This is a genomic window from Psychromonas ossibalaenae ATCC BAA-1528, from assembly GCF_000381745.1.
Taxonomy (GTDB): Bacteria; Pseudomonadota; Gammaproteobacteria; order Enterobacterales; family Psychromonadaceae; genus Psychromonas; species Psychromonas ossibalaenae.
The window spans coordinates 21618-28612 of the sequence record NZ_KB907031.1; the positions used below are offsets into that span (position 1 = coordinate 21618).

5 protein-coding genes are annotated in these 6995 nt (G+C 42.8%); 3 read left to right on the top strand and 2 right to left on the bottom strand.

What is annotated here, in order from left to right; genetic code table 11:
* Nucleotides 1-78: 78 nt before the first annotated feature.
* Together G327_RS0121290 and G327_RS0121295 are read right to left on the bottom strand one after the other, a co-directional pair.
* Nucleotides 79-2112: a VIT and vWA domain-containing protein gene (locus tag G327_RS0121290; protein ID WP_019616830.1), complete on the bottom strand. Its 2034-nt coding sequence runs from the start codon at nucleotides 2110-2112 to the stop codon at nucleotides 79-81.
* A gap of 117 nt (nucleotides 2113-2229) precedes the next feature.
* Nucleotides 2230-2967: a helix-turn-helix domain-containing protein gene (locus G327_RS0121295; protein ID WP_019616831.1), complete on the bottom strand. Its 738-nt coding sequence runs from the start codon at nucleotides 2965-2967 to the stop codon at nucleotides 2230-2232.
* Nucleotides 2968-3105: 138 nt separating this feature from the next.
* Between G327_RS0121295 and G327_RS0121300 the strand changes: the two genes are divergently transcribed.
* The 3 genes from G327_RS0121300 to G327_RS26685 all read left to right on the top strand — a co-directional run.
* A complete protein-coding gene (locus G327_RS0121300; protein WP_019616832.1) occupies nucleotides 3106-6558 on the top strand; it encodes an acyl-[ACP]--phospholipid O-acyltransferase in 3453 nt (1150 codons plus the stop codon).
* 10 nt (nucleotides 6559-6568) lie between these two features.
* Nucleotides 6569-6721, top strand: coding sequence for a hypothetical protein (locus G327_RS26960; protein ID WP_019616833.1), 153 nt, complete (start codon nucleotides 6569-6571; stop codon nucleotides 6719-6721).
* 45 nt (nucleotides 6722-6766) lie between these two features.
* Nucleotides 6767-6995: transposase family protein (locus G327_RS26685; RefSeq protein ID WP_019615716.1), on the top strand; the 229-nt coding region annotated here is incomplete at its 3' end.

Sequence of the window (6995 nt, forward strand, 5' to 3'; positions counted from 1 at the left end):
TTAGTTTTAAGTTTTTCCGGCTGTAGAAATCAATTAAGAAAGGAGACTGATAAGTCTCCTTTGTGGCGGGTTTTAGTATTAAGGCGCTTTAGACTGTTTTCGCAGCAGGCTCGGTAGTTTCAGTACAACTAACAGCAGCATCCATAACGGGTGCACTGCACCACCGCCTCCACCAAAGCTGGGTTTAGGTGTGCTGAACATAGGCTGCTTATGATCAGCACGGTTATCAGTGACCGGCTGCTGTTTTTTCTGCTGCTGCGCCGCCCGCTCCTTTATTATCCGCTGTTTATTGTTTTGTTTAACTGCAAGCTGTTCAAATACAGGTTCTTCTACGACTAATAACGAGGTGTAGTTAGTCACTAAACCGTATTCAACCGCGAGTTCCTGGATTGCCTGTTTGCTGTCGGCAGATTCTCCCAGATAATCCATTTCTTTTTCTAACTGTTTGATCTTGCTGTATGCCCATAAACGTTCAAGCTCAGGATGTAATGTCTGCCCGTTATTAAAATCAATTTCGGTTTTATAACTGACTTTCTGACCGTTTACTTTACCTGTGAGTTCAACTTCAGCAGCACCCTGTCCGTAATAATGGCCAAAGAAGGTCAGCTGCTGACCACGGTATAGGCTGTTGAAATTTTCATGGCTTAATTCACTGACTTTGATGCCGTTAATATTTAACTTAATATTACGCATCGCCTGATGAGTCATTTTGCTGGTGGCTAACATCACCTGACCCATCAGATCGTCGGAGTTAGACACTGAAGCGTAGAAACCGTTAGATATATTACTCATGCCCTCTAATAATGGCCGATTGGCGCTGTTGCCCATAATAAAGGAATATAGACGCACATCTTTTTTATCCAGCAGTTTTAAGAAAGATTTTTTCTCGGTAATGCCGACATTAGCAACACCGTCACTCACCAGTACAATCGCACTGGCCCTGTCAGCATCTAGTTTTTTTATCGCTTTTTCGATACCTGAATAGAGGTTGGTACCACCGCTCACCCCGGTAGCCTGCAGTTTATTAAGGCTGTTTTCTACATTCTCGGCAGTAACGGCCTGATAACCAGAGCTGATATCCTGTGCCTTGTTATTAAAGGTAATAATTCTGAAACGATCATTTACCGGTAATTTAGCAAGTGCCTGACGCACTCCTTCAATTAATGTCTGGTATTTAGCCGCCATTGAACCGGATTTATCCAGTACAAAAATCCAGTCTCGCTGTCCCTGATTTAGCGCTAAGTCATCACCCGGTGTTAAGGTCAGTTTAAAGGTACCCTGCTTTTTACCAGGTTCACGGTAACTGATTAAATCCACACTGCCGGGTAAATCCGGTTTGTGGCGCCAGTAAACCAGAATATCTTTATCCAGCTTTACGCTATTTTCAGGTGTCGAGTTTAAGTTTTCCTGTTCATTGTTGTTACTGCTTCCGATAGAAATCTGCCACTGCTGGTCATCTATCTGAGTGTACTGCGCGTTTGGATGAGCTGGTAAACGTACGCCGTCTAAGGGATAGCTCGAGCGGATATCCATGGTAAAAGAAAAGCGTTCTTTGACAGTATCATTACGAGTCCAGAAACTATCTTTAGCATCGTCGACACCGCCTTCTTCAAGCGGATAAACATAACGGCCTAGACCAGTATCGATCTGCTCCTGCTGCAGATAAACCAGGCGTATTTTGACCTGATCCTGAGCCGCTATAGGAAAGACTCTGACATCAAAAGTTTTATAACTGTCCTGCTCTACAAGTGCGGTGTTATTACCGGCTTCTTTCTGCTGTTGATAAATCTGTTTTGCCCGGCCTTTTTCTACCACTTCTGCGGTTACCGCCTGGCCGTTAATCCAGTAGGTAAACTCACCAACAGCGGCGCCTTGCGGTACAGGAAAGGAGTAAAGTGCTTCAAGCTCCTGTTGATTAGGATTAAAAAATGTCTGTTCAACTTCGGTGCGTGAATAACCGTCCTGAACAATTACATGCACATCATGTGTTTTAATTTGTAAATCCTGGTAGGAGACATTACTGGGTTTTAATAATCCGGCGCTGTAGCTGACTGTGCTGCTTAATAATAATGTAGTGAATGCGATACCTGCTTTGCAGTTTGAAATTCTCATACCTTTCTCCATTAGGTGCTAAAGACAGCTAAGTTATAAGCAGGTATTGGAATAAGGTAAAGTGCAAATGAAAAGGTAGCAATATACGCTACCAAAGAGGTCAGTATATAAGGCTGATTAGGATTTTCTGCGGATCTCATCAAACAAACTGGAGTCCCACTGGCGTAATGCCAGTACCATCGTTGTACCGTGTTTTTGATTCATTTTTAATGAAGCGTCTTCATTTCTGCATTCGGCAAAATTGCTGCTGAGTTTCTGCATCTGCTTTTGAATCTCTGCATTGGTGCTTAATGACAATAATCCGTTAATGACGATCAGTTTTTCTGTGGGCTGTTTGAAGTGACTGTTAAAGAACTCTTCCTGAACGCGTTTTAAAAAGAAGCGCTGAATGGGGCCGTCGGGCAGCCAGGCAAAATTAGTACTGATTTTAAGTTTGAAACGGTTGCCGGGTAATAACTCAATAATTTTCAGTTTGTCTAATTTTGCTAGTTTCTGAATACATTCCAGCTCTGTCAGCGAATATTCCTGCAGCAGATCGTCAAAAGTAAAACCGTTGATAACGCAGACAGTGAGAAGCAGCAGTAACAAATCATCGGCGATCTCCTGCTCCTGTAATAATGACAAGCTGTCTATTTTTTTATGTTCGATAGTCATCGATAAAACCAGATCCGCAAGCGGAAGGTCAATCATATTACAAATGGATTCTAATCGGGACAGGCTTATATTTCCCTCGCTAAACAAACGTTTAACTGATGCCTGGCTAAGCTGTAAATATTTTGCAACATCATCATAGGTTTTTCCGTGGGCTTTTAACTGCGCTTTCAAAGCACCGATTAGAATCTTGGTTTGCGACATAGTGACACCATAAAATTAATTAGGTATCAAAATGTAATACCTTTTGGTGCAGATAGATAGACTTTTAAAACGGCACTTGCGTCATTTTTGAAGCTCATCATAATCATTATCAAATATCAATATACACGGAGTTTTTAAATGGATAAGTTAGCTAAGATAAAAGGTGCTTGGCCCTATGTTTTTGCGGTTTTCTTAAATGCCTTTGTTGATTTAGGACATAAGATAATCATTCAGAATACTATCTTCAAAACCTATGATGGACAGCAGCAGGTATTACTGACTGCTTTAGTGAATGGTTTAATCTTAATTCCTTTTATTCTACTGCTGACCCCCGCTGGTTTTATTTCTGATAAACACCCTAAAAACCGAGTGATACGGATCAGTGCCTGGGCGGCTGTTATTCTGACACTGGCGATTACTGTCTGTTATTACCTTGGCCTGTTCTGGTTTGCTTTTGCGATGACTTTTTTACTTGCAGTACAGTCGACCTTTTATTCACCGGCTAAATACGGTTATATCAAACCTCTGTTTGGTAAAGAGAAACTGGCTCAAGCCAATGGACTGGTACAGGCGGTATCCATTGTTGCTATTTTAGCGGGCACTCTGGTGTATTCACTGTTATTTGAGTCTCTATATCAGCCTGAATTTTCAACCCCGTCATTGATACTGCAGAGCATGGCACCGCTAGCCTGGTTATTAGTGCTCAATTCAGTTATTGAGTTAGTGATGGCTTATCGACTACCAAATCTAGAACAGAAACAAGTAGATAAGTCATTTGACTGGGAAAAGTATCGTGCCGGTACTTATTTGAAAGAAAGCTTGAGTCCGTTTATCGAACGCAAAGTGATCCGCCTTTCGATTATTGGTTTAGCTATGTTCTGGTCAATCGGGCAGATGTTATTAGCGAGTTTTCCTGCATATGCTAAAGCCAACTTCTCGGTAACCAATACCTTAATTATTCAGGCTACCATTGCGGCAACAGGTGTCGGTATTGCTCTTGGTTCATGGCTGGCCGGGAGATGGTCAAAAGATCATATTGAAACTGGTTTGATTCCGCTGGGTGCAACGGGTATTGCTGCTGCATTATGGCTATTACCCTTTATGCAGTCATCTGCGGCACAGGCACTGTGTTTTTTTGCTGTCGGTACGATGGGGGGAATTTTTATTGTACCGCTTAATGCACTGATTCAGTTCCATGCAGGAAGCGATGAGATGGGGAAGGTCTTAGCGCTGAATAACTGGGTGCAGAATATCGGTATGGCGAGCTTTTTAGTGATCACCGCGTGCTTCTCTTTTTACGGCTTTGACAGTCATTTTTTACTGACTTTTACTGCGCTGGTGGCGATTTCAGGCGGTATTTACACTGTTTATAAACTACCGCAGAGCTTAGTGCGTATTGTGCTTAACTGGTCGATATCACGCCATTATAAAGTGTCTGTACAGGGGATGAAAAATATTCCCGAGCAGGGCGGAGTATTGTTATTAGGTAACCATGTCAGCTGGGTTGACTGGGCCGTTTTACAAATAGCCTGTCCGCGTCCGGTACGTTTTGTGATGGACAAAAAAATATTTTCCCGCTGGTACCTATGCTGGTTCTTTAAAGCGTTAGGCTGTATTCCAATTGAATCATCGGCTTCAAGTAAACGTTCACTAACTCAAATAGCCGCTGTTTTAGATAAAGGTGAAGTTGTGGCGTTATTTCCGGAAGGCCTGATCAGCCACAATGGTCATCTGGCTGAGTTTAAACGTGGTTTTGAGCTGGCTTGTAAACAAGCTGAGCAGGAGCTGGCCATTGTACCCTTTTATATCCGCGGCTTATGGGGCAGTAAATTCAGCCGTTCATCGGACAAGTTGAAAGAGGTGCGCAGGCAGGGCTTGTTCCGTGATTTAGTGGTGGCTTTTGGTGAAAATATGCCTAAAGACAGCAGTGCTGAGCAGGTGAAACGCCGGGTATTTGATCTGTCAGTATTATCCTGGAAAAAACATGTCGCCGAACTGCCGAATATCGGCAGTGCATGGATTGATACGGTTAAGCGTGTAGGAACTCAAAAATCAATAACTGACAGTACCGGAACAACACTCTCTGCACAGCAGAGTCTGGTTGGTGCAATAAGCTTAAGTAAACTGATTAAAAAGAGCTGTAAAACACAAAATGTCGGTCTGTTATTACCCACCAGTGCGGGCGGCGTGATTGCCAATATGGCTGCGGTTATTGCAGGTAAAACTATCGTTAACCTTAACTATACCGCCAGCCGGGATGCCATTGCTGATGCTTTGAAGCAAGCGAAATTAACCCATGTTTATACTTCAAAGCTGTTTTTAAAGAAACTGCACAAACGCGGTATCGACTTAACTGATGTTTTACAGGATGTGCAGGTTGAATATCTGGAAGAAACACTTAAGCAGGTCAAACCGTCTCATAAAATAGTCCGTTTATTATTCGTTAAATGTTTACCGGCGCGACTGTTAAAAGCGCTTTATGTAAATAAAGTAAACTCTCAGCAGGCGGCCGCGATTCTCTTTTCAAGCGGCAGTGAAGGAGCACCGAAAGGGGTAATGTTAAGCCACACTAATATTATGGCTAACTTAAAGCAGGTTTCCGATGTTTTAAATACACAAGAAAATGATGTGGTTCTGGGCTCTTTACCGTTATTTCATGCCTTTGGATTAACGGTAACGCAGTTCCTGCCTTTAGTGGAAGGTTTACCTTTGGTTTGTCATGCCGATCCGACTGATGCCGTGGGCATTGGTAAAGCAGTAGCAAAAAATCAGGCGACGATTATGTGCGGTACTTCTACCTTCTTACGCTTATATGCAAAAAATAGAAAGGTAAGTCCGTTAATGTTTGATTCGCTGCGTATTGTTGTAGCGGGAGCCGAAAAGCTTAATGCGCAAGTCAAAGTCGATTTTGAAAGCAAGTTTAATAAGCGCATTTTAGAAGGGTACGGCACTACAGAAACGACTCCGGTTGCCAGTGTTAATATGCCGGATCAGTTAGATCAACAGCAGTGGCAGGTACAGATTGGTGGTAAAGAGGGCACGGTTGGTATGCCGTTACCCGGCAGCAGTTTTAAAATTGTTGATCCGGAAAGCTTTGCAGAGTTACAAACAGGTGAAGCGGGATTAGTGCTGATTGGTGGTGCACAGGTCATGCTTGGTTATTTAAATAACCCTGAAAAAACAGCACAGGTGATTAAGCAGATAGATAGTGAACGCTGGTATATATCGGGTGATAAAGGCAGCTTGGACAGCGACGGTTTCTTAACGATTTTAGATCGTTACTCACGCTTCGCAAAGTTAGGCGGAGAGATGATCAGTTTAAGCGCCGTCGAGCAGGCGGTTATTAAAGCCTGTGATAACGATATTGAACTAGTGGCGGTAAATATTGCAGATGCTCAGAAAGGTGAAAGTATTATTTTACTGCATCAAGGAGAGCTGGACAGCCAGACTCTAAAACAGGAGATGTCAGCCGCCGGCTGTAATCCATTAATGATCCCGAAGCGCTGTTTCGAAGTAGAGCAGATCCCGAAGCTTGGTGCTGGTAAAACGGATTTCAGCCAGGCTAAAAAGCTGGCTTTACAGTTAAGTTAGGGAGGCGAAAATGACAGTGAATCCGTCTGATAAAATAACTAATGAAGCGGTTATCCTGCTCCATGGCCTGGCAAAAAGTGACTTTTGTATGAAAAAAATTGCCGCCAGCCTAACCAGGCAGGCACGGCAAGATCATTATAAATTGAACTTTTCCTCCAACTAGCGATCTGATCACCATATACTAACAATTAGCTATTTGGTGATAATAATGAGCGCTACTTTTTTGAAATACTTCGATTCCATCTCAGACCCTCGTATTGAACGATGTAAGAAACATAATTTACTCGATATTCTTTTACTCGCTATTAGTGCCGTTATGTCTGGCTCTGAAGGCTGGGAGGATATTGAAAACTTCGGCCATATAAAGCTTGATTGGCTTCGTCAATATCGTCCTTTTGAATCCGGGATACCTCGGCATGACACTATTGCTCGTGTTA